Source organism: Microcoleus sp. AT9b-C3 (assembly GCF_036705485.1).
GTDB lineage: Bacteria > Cyanobacteriota > Cyanobacteriia > Cyanobacteriales > Microcoleaceae > Microcoleus.
Window position 1 is genome coordinate 227581 of record NZ_JAUBUR010000003.1, and the last position, 15955, is coordinate 243535.

14 protein-coding genes and 1 pseudogene are annotated in these 15955 nt (G+C 45.3%); 8 read left to right on the top strand and 7 right to left on the bottom strand.

Going from position 1 to position 15955, the window contains the following annotated elements; genetic code table 11:
• The 4 genes from QUB77_RS04465 to QUB77_RS04480 all read left to right on the top strand — a co-directional run.
• On the top strand, positions 1-4084 hold a 4084-nt coding region (locus QUB77_RS04465; RefSeq protein WP_333170038.1), incomplete at its 5' end, for a glycosyltransferase.
• A 138-nt stretch (positions 4085-4222) separates the two neighbouring features.
• Positions 4223-4951, top strand: coding sequence for a class I SAM-dependent methyltransferase (locus tag QUB77_RS04470; protein WP_333170037.1), 729 nt, complete (start codon positions 4223-4225; stop codon positions 4949-4951).
• 222 nt (positions 4952-5173) lie between these two features.
• Positions 5174-6454, top strand: coding sequence for a glycosyltransferase family 4 protein (locus tag QUB77_RS04475; protein ID WP_333170257.1), 1281 nt, complete (start codon positions 5174-5176; stop codon positions 6452-6454).
• A 116-nt stretch (positions 6455-6570) separates the two neighbouring features.
• Entirely contained in the window at positions 6571-7155 is a 585-nt protein-coding gene (locus QUB77_RS04480; protein WP_333170036.1) for a DUF1802 family protein, read from the top strand.
• Between the two features lie 37 nt (positions 7156-7192).
• Here the strand turns inward: QUB77_RS04480 and QUB77_RS04485 are convergent, their stop codons facing one another.
• The 4 genes from QUB77_RS04485 to QUB77_RS04500 all read right to left on the bottom strand — a co-directional run bounded on the left by QUB77_RS04485 (position 7193) and on the right by QUB77_RS04500 (position 9905).
• Entirely contained in the window at positions 7193-7843 is a 651-nt protein-coding gene (locus tag QUB77_RS04485; RefSeq protein WP_333170035.1) for an ABC transporter permease, read from the bottom strand.
• Between the two features lie 33 nt (positions 7844-7876).
• Positions 7877-8338: a DUF29 domain-containing protein gene (locus QUB77_RS04490; RefSeq protein ID WP_333170034.1), complete on the bottom strand. Its 462-nt coding sequence runs from the start codon at positions 8336-8338 to the stop codon at positions 7877-7879.
• A gap of 53 nt (positions 8339-8391) precedes the next feature.
• Positions 8392-9147: an ATP-binding cassette domain-containing protein gene (locus QUB77_RS04495; protein ID WP_333170033.1), complete on the bottom strand. Its 756-nt coding sequence runs from the start codon at positions 9145-9147 to the stop codon at positions 8392-8394.
• A gap of 200 nt (positions 9148-9347) precedes the next feature.
• A complete protein-coding gene (locus QUB77_RS04500) occupies positions 9348-9905 on the bottom strand; it encodes an NUDIX hydrolase (protein WP_333170031.1) in 558 nt (185 codons plus the stop codon).
• Positions 9906-10156: 251 nt separating this feature from the next.
• Between QUB77_RS04500 and QUB77_RS04505 the strand changes: the two genes are divergently transcribed.
• Positions 10157-10429 carry a hypothetical protein gene (locus QUB77_RS04505; protein WP_333170030.1) on the top strand — a complete coding sequence of 91 codons (273 nt, stop codon included), beginning with the start codon at positions 10157-10159 and terminating at the stop codon, positions 10427-10429.
• Between the two features lie 442 nt (positions 10430-10871).
• Here the strand turns inward: QUB77_RS04505 and QUB77_RS04510 are convergent, their stop codons facing one another.
• Positions 10872-11303, bottom strand: a complete 432-nt coding sequence (locus QUB77_RS04510) for a hypothetical protein (RefSeq protein WP_333170029.1) — start codon at positions 11301-11303, stop codon at positions 10872-10874.
• A 510-nt stretch (positions 11304-11813) separates the two neighbouring features.
• Between QUB77_RS04510 and era the strand changes: the two genes are divergently transcribed.
• Positions 11814-12725, top strand: a complete 912-nt coding sequence (gene era / locus QUB77_RS04515) for a GTPase Era (protein WP_199292477.1) — start codon at positions 11814-11816, stop codon at positions 12723-12725.
• Positions 12726-12874: 149 nt separating this feature from the next.
• Here the strand turns inward: era and QUB77_RS04520 are convergent, their stop codons facing one another.
• Together QUB77_RS04520 and QUB77_RS04525 are read right to left on the bottom strand one after the other, a co-directional pair.
• A complete protein-coding gene (locus QUB77_RS04520; protein WP_333170028.1) occupies positions 12875-13129 on the bottom strand; it encodes a hypothetical protein in 255 nt (84 codons plus the stop codon).
• Between the two features lie 149 nt (positions 13130-13278).
• Entirely contained in the window at positions 13279-13809 is a 531-nt protein-coding gene (locus tag QUB77_RS04525) for a peptidoglycan-binding protein (protein ID WP_333170026.1), read from the bottom strand.
• A gap of 148 nt (positions 13810-13957) precedes the next feature.
• Here QUB77_RS04525 and QUB77_RS04530 point away from each other — a divergent pair.
• Positions 13958-14104, top strand: a pseudogene (locus QUB77_RS04530) (GTPase Era); the annotation flags it as partial.
• A gap of 182 nt (positions 14105-14286) precedes the next feature.
• Positions 14287-15837: an ATP-binding protein gene (locus QUB77_RS04535; RefSeq protein ID WP_333170024.1), complete on the top strand. Its 1551-nt coding sequence runs from the start codon at positions 14287-14289 to the stop codon at positions 15835-15837.
• The last annotated feature ends 118 nt before the right edge of the window (positions 15838-15955 follow it).

Genomic DNA, 15955 nt, shown 5'->3' on the forward strand with positions numbered 1-15955 from the left:
TTTAGCGAAAGTGTTAGAATTAGAAGCAGAATTAGGGCAAACTCAGGTACAATTTGAAGAGACTGAATTTATATTGCAGCAAAAGTTAGCTGAGTTAATTCAGCTAGAAACAGCACAAAGTCAAACTCAGGAAAGATTAGAAAACTCCCGCCAGGAAAATGAAATTTTTCGTGCAGAAATTGCTATAATCAAGTCTTCAATATGGTGGCAAGTGAGAGAAAAGTTGTGGGAAGTTCAGCGCAAAATCCGCGACTTGTTCCCTAAATTTATTTTTTCGTTAGATCAACCCACTACTTGGCAAGTTTGTGATTCCAACCTGCTAATTGTCGGCTGGGTTTTTCACCAAAAAAGAGAGACTACAGCAGTTCGCGCCAGAATTAAAGACCAGAGTTTTGCAGGGGTTTACGGCATAGATAGAAGTGATATAGCGCTAGCACACTCTAATATTTCCGCTGCGAAGAAATCAGGTTTTACAATTCAATTGGAAGCGTCTGCCGGACGACACGAAGTGCTACTGGAAGCGCAAGACGATCGAGGTAAATGGCATTTGTTGGCAGCTTATCCGTTGTTAGTTTCCACGATTCAAGCATCGTTAGATGTACCAGTAGTGTGGGAACAGCGTCAGGGTCAAATTTTGTTTGCAGGTTGGTGCTGCCACCACGATCGCAAAATTGCTAAATTAAGCTTATTGTGCGGCGATACTTCTGTAGAATGCGCCTACGGTTTACGGCGAAAAGATGTCGGCGAAGTGTTTCCTGACTGGGTTAACAGTTCGGAAAGCGGTTTTGAGGCCCTTGTGGATTTGCCGCCAGGGGAATGGCACGTTTCTCTGCAAGCTGAGTTAGAAACCGGGGAAATTTTGTCTTTTCAAGCGCCTAAAAAATTGACTGTGCGGCGCTACCATATCTGGCAGCGAAGTGCAGATAAGTTTGAGGAGTTATCAAGGTTGACAGCCGCCATTCAGCAGCGGGCGAGGGAGAGAAAACAGCGTCTTGGGAGAATTGTGCCCTTGCCCTGGGAAATTGTGAAAGTGCTCCGCCAGTTGGGGAAGATTTATCGGCAGCAAAAACAGTTTACTGCGCCGGGAGATTTACTACCACCTGCGGGTTTTGTGGTGCCTCAACCTATTGATAGATATGACGCTTGGCTGGAGGTGAATCAGTGGAACGATCGCGCGCGCGATTACTTGATTTCTCGGTTAAAATCGTGCCGGGAACCCCTGCCAAAAATTTCGGTAGTAATGCCAGTTTACAACCCGCAGATAGATTTTCTCGAAAGTGCGATCGACAGCGTAATCAATCAAGTTTATGCCAACTGGGAACTCTGCATTGCCGACGATTGCAGCACCGATTTCACTGTTGCTGAAAATTTGAAAGGCTGGGTTCAAAAGGACGATCGTATCCGCATCACATTTCGTACAGAAAACGGCAACATCAGCGCAGCCACCAACAGCGCCGCCGCCCTCGCAACAGGCGACATCATCCTGTTTTTAGACAACGACGACGAACTAACTCCCGACGCATTAGGCGAAGTCGCCCTATATTTTGCCACCCATCCAGCCACCGATTTTCTCTATTCCGACGACGACAAAATCGACACCAAAGGTCGCCGATTTGCCCCGCAATTCAAACCGGAATGGTCGCCGGAACTGCTGCTTTCCTATATGTATCTCGGTCATTTGTGCGCTGTCAGAAAACACATTTTTGAAGAAATAGGCGGTTTACGGATAGGTTTTGAAGGCTCGCAAGATTACGATTTTGCCTTGAGAGCCACCGAAATTTCTCGCCACGTCGCCCACCTGCCGCTAGTGCTGTATCACTGGCGAACCGCACCCGGTTCTACAGCCATATCTGGGGCCGCGAAACCCGCCAGTTTTTCCGCAGGTCAAAAAGCTATTCAAGACGCACTAAACCGCCGCAAAATTAACGGTAATGTCGCTCAGCACGCATGGGCTATTAAAGAAAATTTGGGCATATTTGCCCAGGATTTCCCGGATAACGGCCCGTCAGTAACGGTAATTATTCCTACTAAAAATCAGCTCCAATTGCTGAAATCATGTCTGGATTCTCTAGAAACTACAACATACAAAAATTATCAAGTTGCCGTTATCGACAACGAAAGCGACGACCCGAAAACTCTGGAATATTTAAAGCAATTAAATTGCCAAGTTTTGCATATAAAAAATCCTGGGGGCAAGTTTAGTTTTGCAGCAATTAACAACCGCGCTGTCGAACAAGTTGACAGCGAATATGTGTTGTTTTTGAACAACGATACTGAAGTAATTAACCCCCGCTGGCTGAGTCAAATGGTGGGATACGCTCAAATTCCCGCTGTGGGTGCAGTCGGCGCGCGGCTGTTATATCCCGACGGCAGAATTCAGCACGCGGGCGTAATTCACGGGCTGCATCACGGTTTGGCGGGTCACGCTTTTAAGCTGATGGACAAGAATAATCGAGGCTATCTTTCTCAGGCAATGGTAACGCGAAATTACTCTGCGGTAACAGCCGCTTGCACGATTACTCCGCGTCAATTGTTCTTAGAATTGGGCGGTTTTGATGAGGAGAATTTTGCTGTTGCTTACAATGATGCAGATTACGGATACCGATTGTTAGAACGCGGTTATCGGTGCGTATATTGTCCCGATGCCGAGTTGTTGCACAAAGAGGGAACTTCTAGGGGTTTTACCGACAATCCTCAAGAAGTGGCGGCTTTTAGACGCAAGTATGCGGGGAAAAATGACAGTTTTTACAGTCCTCACTTGTCTTTAGAAGATGAGTATTTTCATATTCAACCCCGACGGGTTTTTATGAAGGAAGAAGGTTCGGCAACGGATTTTGTAACGGATGTAACGGATGTAACGGATGTCAGGAATAAGGAAGAATTAGAATTGGCTGATTGTGGTTTGTTATCAGTAGCAAACAGTTCTATCCATCCTATCAAAGTTTTGATGTGCAGCAATTCGCTGGATTTTACTGGGGCGCCGCTGCATCAGTACGAAATTGCGGTGAAATTGGCGGCTGACGGTGTGATTAAGCCGATCGTACTTTGCGTAACAGACGGGCCCCTGCGTCAAGCTTACCAACAGCAGGGAATTGAAGTAATTGTGCGCGACAATCCTCTCGAACACATCTATCAGCGCGATGCTTATGATGAAGCCATCCGCAGTTTTAGCACAGAAATTGCCAGTTTAAAAGTAGAGACAATTTATGCCAATACTTTAGAAAACTTTTTTGTAGTTGATGCGGCGCACAAAATCGGAATTCCTGTGGTGTGGAACGTGCACGAAAGCGAACCTTGGCAAACTTATTTTAACAGGTTTGGTTCGGAGATTGCGGCGAGAGCTTTAGAGTGTTTTCGCTATCCTTACAAGGTAATTTTTGTGGCGGATGCAACGCGGGATAGGTATTTGCCTCTCAACAGCCACCACAATTTTAGCGTGATTCACAACGGCTTAGATTTGAGCAAACTGGAAAATTCGGAGAATTCTGAATTGGCTAGAAAAACTTTAGGTGTTGCAGCGGAAAATGTGGTAATTTTGCTGCTGGGAACGGTATGCGAACGCAAAGGACAGCAGGATTTAGTTAAGGCACTTTCACTTTTACCTGAAAAATGGCACAATACAATTAGGTGTTTTATTGTGGGCGATCGCCCCAGTATTTACAGTAATAAATTAGCCGAGTTGGTGGGGGAATTACCCGAAGATTTGCGCCAAAGGGTGACAGTAGTCCCGGAAACTGGGGAGACGGGAAAATATTACAAAGCGGCTGATATTTTTGTTTGCACTTCTCGCGTCGAAAGTTTTCCCAGAGTGATTTTGGAGGCGATGGCCTGCGATTTGCCAATTGTTACAACGCCTGTTTTTGGGATTAGAGAACAAGTGAGGCCTGGAATTAATGGTTTGTTTTATACGCCCGATCGCCCGGACGAATTAGTGGCAGCTTTGATAAGTTTACTGGAGGATAAATCTTTGCGCCAGCAGTTAGCTGAAAACGCTAAATATGTCTTGGATTCACTTAATACTTTTGAGGAAATGACTCAAGCTTATGCAGAGATTTTCTGCGAAGCATATTTCAGCCGTCATTAGTCATCTTACAGTGCCAGCCTCCGCCCCAGTGAAGGGCAGTAACTCACCTCGTAGACTTTTGGCAGGATTAAATATAATTTGCCAAGAATTGCGGAACATATTGAACATTGAGCCATCAATACTATAAAATAATCAAAAATGAACGATGAAAAAATGACCGATCGCCCAAGAGTAGATTATGAAAGGGCCTGGGACAGTTACGCCCAACAGTGGCAAAAAACTAATGCCGAACTTGCCCATATTGGCGATGAATGGATAGGTAAAGCTGCCGGTGCCGCCAACTCCTTAGCCGAATACGAAGCGCTAATAGAACAGCAATTTATTGCACCGTACATCAAAAAAGAACATACGGTTTTAGAAATTGGTATCGGCGGCGGAAAAACCGGTTCGCTGCTGCTGAAATATTGCGATCGACTAATTTGTGCCGACATTTCCAGTCAAATGTTGCAAGCGGCGCGATCGCGCTTGGGAGACGATCGCGTTTCTTACGTCAAACTCGACGGTTTAACATTAGACGGCATCGCTCCCGGTTCAGCCGATGTCTGCTTTTGTTACGATACAATGGTACACGTAGAGCCGGTAGATATATTCAACTACCTGACTCGAATTCCCAAACTGCTGCGGGGCGATCGAATTTGCGTGTTTCACCACACAAATATTTTTAGCGAATTAGGGTGGCAAAAATTCGCCAGCGAGTGGGACAAAAACTTGCTAGGGCACCGAGACGGCACTGCATTTTCAGTTATGACTGATACAATTATGGAAAAATTTCTCCATCATTTAAACTATGAAATCATCCTGAAAAATACATTTTCAGTACCGCGAGATTGCGTCTGGATCTGCAAAGCACCAACCCCCAATGAATAAAACCAAAGCTTTTTAGCTGAATCAAAATATTTTATTCCAACTAACAACAGTCAACAGTCAATCGATTTTAGATTTTAGATTTTAGATTTTAGATTGTTATCAGTCAACAGTCAACAGTCAACAGTCAACAGTCAATCGATTTTAGATTTTAGATTGTTATCAGTCAACAGACAACAGACAACAGTCAACAGTCAACAGTCAACAGTCAACAGACAACTGACAATGAAAGCATTATTTCTCCATCCCAACTTCCCCGCCCAATACCGCCACATTATCACGGCTTTAGGCGCCGATCCCAAAAATCAAATTGTTTTCGGCACTAAAAACGAGCGCCCAGAGTGGAACATTCCCGGCGTTCGCAAAGCAGCATTTACCCCCAGCCGGGAACCCCACGCGCAGACTCACCAATACGTCCGCCCTTTAGAAAGTGCCGTCATCTACGGACAAGCCGTATTTAGAATGGCAGAACAACTCAAAGCCGATGGTTTTGTACCCGATATTATCTGCGGACATTCCGGTTGGGGGCCGACATTGTTTGTCAAAGAAGCTTTTCCAAATACCCCGCTTTTGTGTTATTTCGAGTGGTTTTATCATGCTATTGGTTCCGACGCAGATTTCGACCCAGCGGAACCTTTAACAGTTGACGATATGGCCAGAATTAGAATCAAAAATGCGCCGATTTTGATCGATTTATACTCTTGCGATTGGGGTTTATCACCAACTTATTGGCAGCGATCGCAATTTCCGCCAGAATTACAACAAAAATTATCCACACTCCACGACGGCGTAGATACCGAATACTTCAAACCAGACCCCGGTGCTAAACTAATTTTGCCTAACTTAGACTTGTCGGGCGTTGATGAAATTGTCACCTACGTATCGCGGGGAATGGAACCTTACCGGGGTTTTCCCGAATTCATTGAGTCGATCGCCTATGTACAAGAACGCCGCCCCAACTGTCACGTCGTCATCGTTGGTTCCGAAAGAGTTTGTTATGGACGTTCTTTACCCAACGGCGAGTCTTACAAAGACTATATGCTCAAAAAAGTCCCCCTAGATTTGTCGCGAGTGCACTTTGTCGGGCCCCTACCTTACGGACTGTATTTAAAAGTAATTCAAGCATCCGACGTACACGTTTATTTGACCAGACCTTTTGTACTATCTTGGTCAATGATTGAATCTCTATCAACGGGATGTTTAGTAATAGGTTCCGACACAGGGCCAGTCAGAGAAGTTATCCGTGACGGAGAAAACGGTTTGCTAGTCGATTACTTCTCACCGAAACAAGTAGCCGATCGCATTGATGAAGTTTTAGACCATCCTACCCGCATGGCAGAAATTCGCATCAAAGCTCGTCAAACCGCCCTCGAACGCTACAGTTTAGCTAAAATGCTGCCGCAACATTTACAACTAATTGAGCAAGTAGCAAATCGTTCCATGCCACCTACAGTTGGTATGGAACCAGAACGGGAATTAGCAGCATCTTTTGCAGTGAGAATTTAGCAATAAAGGGTAGTCCTGCATAGTCAGGACTACGCCAATTTTAACAGGAAGAAATGGCTGTACTTGCTTGAAAGTAACGATTTTTGTTACTATTGTTGAAACCCAACTAAATTCCCATGAAATCAACTACTAGGGCGCTGAAAGAATGGAATGTAGCAGTTAATGCTTTGGAACAAGGTCAAACGATTGTGCTGTTGCGGAAGGGGGGAATTCGCGAGCAAGCCGGACAGTTTAATGTCACTGACAAACAGGTTTTGCTGTATCCAACTTTTGAACACCAACAGCCGGATTTATTAAAGCCGGAGTTTGCACATCAAGTCAAGACAGTTGAATCTGGTTGGCATCCTGAAGTTATTAGAATTGGTAGTTGGGCGGAGATTACTGATGTTTTTTTGGTAGCTTGGGAACCCGCAATTACTGCGCTATTTCCTTACCATATTTGGAATGAAACTTTTGTCAGCGATCGCCTGAAATGGAAACAGGCTCAGCCAATTTATATTTTATTGCTGCGGGCTTATCGCCTTACAGAAAGCCGCGAAATTCCCTACATTCCTGAATACGGCGGTTGTCGTTCTTGGATCGATTTGGCAGATGCTATTTCGCTGGAGGGAAGCCAAGCTGTTTTGAGCGATCGCGAGTACATTGAACGCTCAAATGCAATCCGCAATCTGATAGCAAATCCTGCGAATGCTTCTGGTTAGCAGATAGTGACAACGCTGGCGGAACGTAGCCAGGATTTTAGTCCTCATTAATAGTTTTTAAGGTACTTTTCGAGAGGCGCGCTTCTACCCAACCCAGCCCAAAATCTGCAGCTAATGCCATCAAAGCCGCCGGAATTGCCCCAGCCAAAAGTAACTGATTGTTGACGGTAGCAACGCCGCGAAAAATAAACACCCCCAAGCCCCCCGCACCAATTGCAGCGGCGATTGTAGCGAGTCCGATCGCAATTACTGCAGCAACTCGCACCCCCGCCAGAATCACGCCCAGTGCCAGGGGAATTTCCACTTGCCATAACAGTTGCATATCAGTCATCCCCATGCCTCTTCCGGCTTCCGTAATCGCTGGATCGACGCCCACAATACCAGTATAAGTATTGCGGATAATTGGCAGTAAAGAATACAGAGTGAGGGCGATAATTGCCGTGCGATCGCCTATTCCACCCAATACCGGCACCGGGATTAGCAAGCCAAACAAAGCTAAACTGGGAATTGTTTGCATAATATTAGCAAAACCCAAAATTGGCTTTTTCAATTTGGGTTTTCTGGTGACTAAAATCCCGAGGGGAATCCCCACCATAATAGCGATAAAAATTGCAACAGTTACTAAATATAAGTGTTCACTTGCGCGCTTAATTATCTCAGCACCATAGCGGTTGATAAAAATTATCATTGGGTAATTGGTTATTGCTGATTGCTGTCAACCTTATAAATCATTTTCTATTTCAGGACTTGGTTCACCAGGATAGAAGCGAGAATCCAGAATTTCCTCTAAGCTGTAAAGGCAATTTTGAGGAAATGTTTTGAGAGGTAAATCGGTTTCTCCTACTGCCAAATCTCTACCGTTTTGATAAGCTTCTTGGAAAGCTTCTTGCAAGTAAGGTTTCAGACTTGGGTTCTCCTGTATCAGTCTCTGAGTGTCCCGCCGCTGCACTCGAATTGTAGACAGCCAGCTACGACTCCGCTGCTGGGGCTGATATTGCCACTTCAGCAAATGTCCCAGCAAAATGCTCAAACGATTTCTAAGTTCTTGACGTTCCTGTTTGCCCCAAGATTCAATCTCCTCAATTAAATTTGGCAAGTCAAGTTGACTCCACTGACACTTGCGAAGTAACTTGGCTTGTTCTTGCGTCCAAGCATAGAAGTCTGTCTCGTAAAGACTGTGCATCGTTTGATTATCAGCTTAGTTACTAAAATTATATTATCAAATTTTTGCTAAAATCATTCAAATCTAGCTACTTGCAAACATTCAAGAAATGCGCGAGCTTCTGGATGCTGAGATTTCATAAAATCAGCGGGCGATGCCAATTCAATCAACCGTCCATCTTGCATCAAACCTATTCTAGAAGCTAACAAAAAAGCTTCTTGAATGCCGTGAGTCACAAAAATCACAGTTTTACCCAGTTGCTGCTGCAATTGACCGAATTCTCGCTGCAATTCCAGACGAGTAATCGGGTCTAAAGCACCAAACGGTTCGTCCATTAACAATATCGGAGGGTCAGCCGCCAGTGCTCTAGCGACGCCTACCCGCTGCCGCTGTCCGCCCGATAACTGATGGGGATAGCGTTTGGCGAAGTGCTGGGGGTCGAGGTTGACTAATTCTAACAGTTGGCGGACGCGAGATTGAATACGATCGCCCTCCCAACCTTCTAATTTTGGCACTAAACCGACGTTTTGCTCGACGGTAAAATGGGGAAACAAACCAATTTCTTGAATCACATAACCAATTTTTCGGCGCAGTTGAATTGGGTTCCACTGAGTTGTCGGTTTTCCCATGACAAGAACTTCGCCACTGCTTGGCGTTAGTAAATTGTTAATCAATTTCATGGTAGTAGTTTTGCCACACCCGCTGCGTCCCAGCAATACTAAAACTTCTCCTTGCAGCACTTTGAAATTGAGTTTGTCTACTAAAGGCCTGCGGTTTAGACGATATGTAACGTCGAGGCATTCGACAGCAACTTCATTATTGAGAGGCATGATTAGTTTCGGTAATTTGGGTTTAATCAATCGTCATATCATGTCCGATCGATTGACCGTAATATAAAAGCCGGGGCGGGTTTTTGAGATTGTCAATTATTGGCGAGTATTGTTGGTTAACCCGCCCCTACCATATTGGGGGTAATCGACCGGACATGATATCAATTGCTAGCGTCGCGGGACAATCCAAAATCTAAAATCTAAAATCTAAAATTGTCTTGGTTTTGCCATTCTAGCAGTAAGGCTCGACATTGGAGGCAAGTTAATTTTTTGAGCAAGTCGCGAATTCCGTCTGGGGTGGCAGGATATGCAGCACCGATAAGTTCGGGGCTTACTGTTGCTGTAGGGTGCAATTCTGCAACAAAACCGTAGAGTTTTTGATTGGAGAAGGAACTGTTTATTGCCCATCCAATGGTGTTAATCGGTTCGATGCGGGCGATCGCACTTTCTGTCACGCCTAATTCTTTCTTGAGTATAGCTGGAACAGTCGCTCCTGGCGTGCCTTCGGCTGGTACGCGACCGCCGGGAAAATCCAGGGTTGCTTCTGCTACACCGGGGCGATACATCGGTGGGGGAAACAGCAATTTGTCAGCTTGAATTGTCAAGATTACAACTGAATCTGCTCTTTCTACTCGCCAATATTCTACTGTTTTTCCTTCGGTTGTTTCGAGATGTTCCGCGATTAGTTTTACCCAATGAGAGTTGATTTCTACAAAGCGGTCTAGAGTTTTCCACTGGGATTTGGCAGTTTGGTTCATGTCAGAATTTTTCAAATAAATCAGATGTTTTTTGCTATGGTAGGCGATTTTTGCCGAGCTGAACAATACCGATCGACCTTTTCAGCTTTGAGCCAGTTTTTTCCTCTCGATTGTAAATTTTTGCTACAACCTTACACATTCCCATAGATAATTCCGTAACATAGACTACATAATCAAAGTTTATCTGCGCCTTCGCTCTGCGTTGTTTCAGCCGGGCCCTGGTGCAGACTCTTAGCTAGACAGGAGTAATTATGCAACTGCAAACAGATATTCGTACTTGGCAATCCCAACCAACGCCCGGAAGCTTCGCCAGTGTCCGCGACTGGGAAAAATTTGGCTGCGCCGTACCTGCACCAAAATTGACTCCTTCTATGTGGGTTAAATTGTTCAATCCGCCAACCGCATTCAGCTTTGACGAAGCGTGGCTGTTGTGTGAATGTTCGGAAGAACAGTGGCTAGCTTGGATTCCTGATTATGGCGAAATTTTACTGAGTACACATGAATTTTGCGCTACTAAATCGTGAATTACGCAGACAAACTTTGATAAACCAGGTGTTAAAATCCATATCCCTAGGGTTCGACGGGATTTTTGGGAAAAAATCTGGTTTCTGCGTAATTATGTCGTTTGCAGTGAGGAATGCAAGTCCTTAAACTTTGATAAGGACTTGCATTCCTCACTACAAACCTCTTATATGATGTCGTTTCAGCCGATATCATAGAAGCCCTAATAGATATTAATTGAAATTTCGCCAACAAAAAGAGCAATAGGTTTTCTATTGCTCTTTTTGTTCAAAAACACTCTCTAGTTTTTATCTTTAACGACAGCGGAAGTTATATCAACTAGCCTCGATTGACCCCAATATCGCTGCGGTGACGGGTTTACTGTATCGATGATTGCATGGGAGATATTGGTGAACCCGCCCTTACAGCAATTACGGCCAATTTAGCGACCTTGATATTGCTGGCTTATTTGCAAACTGCACGGTTATTTGCGTTTCTGACAATCGTGCCTACTCTACCATTAATCTGAATCGGGTTCTTAGTGCTGGCTCGAATCAAGAGTGGTTGTTTGGCGAGACATTCTCTGATTGATGCTGCCCAGGAGGTGAGAGCTCCGGTGTATTCGGTACGACCCGCTGGGGCGCGAAACTGATCGGTAATTAGGAAATCCGAGGTAATGCTAGTGTCAGTACCAACATTGGTAATAATTGGAAAGTCAAATGCTCTGGGCAACGTTCTGTCCTGGATTCTGCCCGGTACCAACTGGTAATTCTTCGAGCCACCCTTGTAGTCAATACCTGCTTGAGGGCTGGTGGGAGGGCTTGTTTGAGCCAATGCGGGAACAGGCAAGCTTGCTACCAAAAGGGTGCAGGCACTCCAAAATAATTTCGATTTCATTCGATTCATCTCCTCAACTTTATGACGATTAGCACTAATTTAGGTAGGCTCAAAAGACACTAGCTTTTATTAAGAAAGCGCCTGATGATATTGAGCTTTTGAGTTTGAGTTAAACTTACCTAATTTATTACCAAACATCTTCAAAAATGTTAAAACTGGTTTGCCTGACAAACTGTAGAATAGTTTCAGTTGAGTTAGATATTTACACATCTGAAGCTGTTACAGCATTTGGGAGTCGGTTTTACCAGAATGATTCATTTTTGAGCGATGTCATTGGAACTTTATCAAATTTTGTCTCAGATATCAAGTTTTGCCGATCGCGTATCATGTTTTAACACTGGGAAAGCGGCTCGATCGAGGTTTGAGTGTGGCGCGCTATACCAGGGCGAGAAAGATGCTACAGTGCATCGATGGGCGTTTGAGTATTTTCAGGCGACAATAGACAGAGAAGGGGCTTGAAAATAGGTGATTTTGGTGGAAGATAGTAAATTTATCGACGTATCGGACATTATGGGGGTTCCCGCAGCTCCGGCGGGTTACAAATCGGGCTTTGTGGGTATTGTCGGACGCCCGAATGTCGGAAAATCAACGCTGATGAATCAGTTGGTGGGGCAGAAAATTGCGATTACTTCCCCGGTGTCTCAGACGACACGTAACAGGCTGCGGGGCATCCTAACGACACCGGAAGCACAAATTATTTTTGTAGATACTCCCGGAATTCACAAGCCACATCACCAATTGGGCAAGGTTTTGGTGCAGAATGCCCGCACCGCGATTCAGTCGGTGGATGTAGTGCTGTTTGTGGTGGATGGTTCGGTGGAATCGGGAGGGGGCGATCGATATATTGTCGAAATTCTCAGCAATTGCAAAGTTCCGGTGATTTTGGGGATGAATAAGTTGGACGAACAACCGGAGGATTCCGTGTTGATCGATCGCACTTACGAGCAAATTGTCAATCCTGAGTGGCCGGTGGTGAAATTTTCGGCTCTCACGGGCGAGGGTGTCGAGCCGCTGCAACAATTGTTAATCGAACATTTGGAGGTTGGGCCTTATTATTACCCGCCAGATTTGGTGACTGACCAGCCGGAACGCTTTATTATGGGCGAATTGATTCGGGAACAGATTTTGCTGCTGACGCGGGAAGAAGTGCCGCATTCTGTAGCAATTGCGATCGACATCGTTCAAGAAGAAGCAAAAATTACCCGCATTCTAGCGACAATTCACGTCGAACGAGATTCCCAAAAAGGCATTTTAATCGGTAAAAGCGGCAGTATGCTCAAGTCGATCGGCAGTGCGGCCCGGGAACAGATTCAAAAGTTAATTGAAGGCAAAGTGTATTTGGAGCTATTTGTCAAGGTGCAGCCGAAGTGGCGGCAGTCTCGCACCCGTTTAGCCGAATTGGGCTATCGGGTAGAAGAATAAAGCGAACTGATAGAGCAAATAAGGGCGATCGTTGAGAGATTTTACAACTGAACTTCCCCTCGTAGGCAGAAGTTCAGTTTAAATCATTGTCCTAAAAACTCCGCCCGCAACTGTCAACTGTCAACTGTCAACTGTCAACTGTCAACTGTTTAAGGACGTTCTGCAAATTTTTGAACAGCTTTTGGTGCAAAAGCAGCAACTAAAAAAGAAGTTGTAATATATTTGCCATCAGCATTCTTGCTAGTTATTGTGATGACGCCAAACACAATTGCTGCAATCAGTGCAATAAAACTCATCGCTCGCATTGCCGAGTAGTGTCCATTATCTTCCTGCAAAAATTCAGCCACATCTTGTCCATGTTCGGCAGAATTTGCTGGAGCTTCAAGGATAGCAGAATGTGTCATTTGATTAACCTCATAAATGATTAAAGCTTAACTAACAAAACTTACGCAATAACTGAGAAACTACACTACCTGTAGTTGTAAGGTGCGGGTTTCGCACCCTACAATTAGAGTCAGCACGTAAGTCCTATACAAGTGAGATATACCGTTGTTTAGTGCGGTAACTTGCTCAAAGCGTGCCAAGTTCTCGGCCCGACAATTCCATCGGCTGGTAAACCCTTAATCGTTTGGAACTGGATGGTCGCTACTTTGGTCATAACCCCGAAGTATCCGTCAACAAAACCGAAATAGTATCCATTCAATTTCAAGACATTCTGAACAATTTTGACAGCATTACCTGAACTACCAATCATCAGAGTCGGCATATTCACAGGTGCACCAGAGTATAGTGCTTGCCAGGTTAGAGAACCGACAATCCCATCTTCAGCTAAAAAGACGCGGTGTTGATAGCCTTTGACGGCGTTTTCAACATAGACGCCGAAAATACCATCGATCGCACCGAAATAATATCCCCAATGAAATAGAAGCTGTTGTAGTTCCTTGACCGCTTGACCTGTAGAACCGCGTCGCAAAGTGGGTTTCATGATTCCAGAGGCTTCAGCAACTGCAAGAGTTGATTGAGAAGCAGTATCGGCGACGACAGCGATAGCTTGATTATTGAGAGTTTTTTCTTCTGTAAACATGATGGGAATCCTCTGTGCATTCGAGTGTTTTCATTTGATATTTCAGGTATAACTGCTGTCTTCGGTGGCTTCACAGTCGCTTTTTATAGTGACACTTGTGTGAGTTCACACATTGGAGTGTCACTCATTTGAGTTATATCGTTTCCGCTTACAGTCGATCGGCAGTGCGGCGCGAGAACAGATTCAAAAGTTAATTGAGGGCAAAGTATATTTGGAGTTATTTGTCAAAGTGCAGCCGAAATGGTGGCAGTCTCGCACTCGTTTAGCGGGATTGGGCGATCGCGTGGAAGAGTAAAACTTTGGCAGTTGGCAGGTGGGGTTCTTCCGTTCTATGAATCAAGAATCGAGCACGACTTTCGCTCTGAGAGAGTTTGATCGGGCCCGGAGAGTCGATACAAACCCCCGCTTAACAACTAGAACGCCTTTCCAACAACAGTACACTAAACTGAGAGCAGCCCCATTCGCCCCAGTTGACCTATGCCGCGTTGGTTCAATACTGCTGGCCCCTGCCAAGAAGACATTCATTACGCACTGTCGCCCACGGTACGCTTACCAAGGTTAGAACGGTTAATCGCTCAACGCAACTATTTCGTCATCCATGCACCCCGGCAAGTGGGGAAAACCACCGCTATGCTGGCGTTAGCCAAACAACTCACCGACAGCGGACAATACACCGCCGTGATGCTGTCGGTAGAAGTCGGCGCACCCTTCAGTCAAGATATCGGCGGTGCAGAAGAGGCTATTTTGGGGGCTTGGCGACGGGCGATTTCGATTCGACTTCCCCCAGAATTGCAGCCGCCTGCTTGGCCTTCGTCGGAACCGGGACAGCAAATCGGCGATGTACTCAGCCTGTGGACACAATCTTCTCCTCGTCCTTTGGTCATTTTCATCGACGAAATTGACGCATTGCAAGACCAAGCTTTGATTTCTATTCTGCGCCAATTACGCGATGGTTATCCCAATCGCCCGAAAGCGTTTCCGCAATCGGTGGGTTTAATTGGTTTGCGGGATGTTCGCGATTACAAAGTGGCCGCGGGAGGAAGCGATCGACTCCATACATCCAGTCCGTTTAATATTAAAGTGCGATCGATTACTCTGAGAGATTTTAATGCCTCAGAAGTCGCCGAACTCTACGCGCAACATACCGAAGATACCGGACAAGTTTTTACACCTGAAGCCGTAGCCTTAGCTTTTGAACTCACTCAGGGACAACCTTGGTTAGTGAATGCTTTAGCTAAGGAAATTGTAGAAGAATTAGTTACCGATGAATCTATAGAAATTACACCCGACCATATTTTAGAAGCAAAAGAAATTCTCATAAAACGGCAAGATACGCATTTGGATAGCTTGGCGGAACGACTGCGAGAAAACCGAGTCAAAGCCATTATCGAGCCGATGCTAGCCGGACGAGAATTGCCAGAATCTTCTAATGACGATCGCCAATACCTCGTAGATTTGGGCTTGCTCAAACGAGATCCAGCCGGGGGTTTAGTCATCGCCAATCCGATTTATCGAGAAGTGTTGCCGCGAGTTTTGGCGCAAGGGCCGCAAGATAGTTTACCGATTATCCGTCCGAGTTGGTTGAACGATCGCGGCGAACTACTACCAGATGCACTCCTGCAAGCGTTTCTCGCGTTTTGGCTGCAACATGGCGAACCGTTACTCAAAAGTGCGTCTTATCCCGAAATTGCACCGCATTTAGTGTTGATGGCGTTTCTGCATCGGGTGATTAATGGTGGGGGAACGTTGGAACGGGAATATGCGATCGGACGCGACAGAATGGATTTATGTTTGCGTTATGGTGAGGTAACGTTGGGAATTGAACTGAAGGTTTGGCGAACTCGGAAAGTCGATCCGTTGAGTAAAGGGTTGGAACAGTTAGATGGATATTTGGCTCGATTGGGACAAGATGAAGGGTGGTTGGTGATATTCGATCGTCGCGAGAATGCACCGGAATTAGAAGAACGACTGAATACTGAAATTCATCTGACACCAATGGGGCGAACCGTTACAGTTATTCGTGCGTGATGAAGTTGTGATGAATGTTTTGGTTCTGGCGATCGCCGAGAGTGTGCGATCGACTCTAATCTAAAATATAATTAAGAAGCGGTTGACACACACGATCGAGCTGCGGTATTACTCGATT